Source organism: Pseudomonas sp. AC463 (assembly GCF_979253585.1).
The window spans coordinates 1-260 of sequence record NZ_CEEDDZ010000779.1 but is presented as its reverse complement, the minus strand read 5'-3'; the positions used below and the strand labels follow the sequence as shown (position 1 = coordinate 260).

Annotated in this window: 1 protein-coding gene; it reads right to left on the bottom strand. The window is 62.3% G+C overall.

Annotated features, from left to right (window positions below):
- The coding region (locus AC0IYH_RS32335; protein ID WP_471838416.1) for an MFS transporter at nt 1-260 on the bottom strand (260 nt) is incomplete at both ends.

Here is a 260-nt window from a genome sequence, read left to right as displayed (position 1 = left end):
CAAACATGATGCCCAGCACACCCATGACCACGAATACGTGCTCCCAGCCGTAGGTGTAGACGATCCAGCCCATCAACGGCGCGAACAATGCAGTGGCGAAATACTGCGCCGAGTTGAAGATCGCCGATGCCGTGCCCCGTTCCGCCGTTGGGAACCAGGCAGCGACGATGCGCGCGTTCCCCGGGAACGACGGTGCTTCGGCAAAGCCGACCATGAAACGCAGCACGAACAGTGTCACCACGGCCCAGGCCACCGGCATC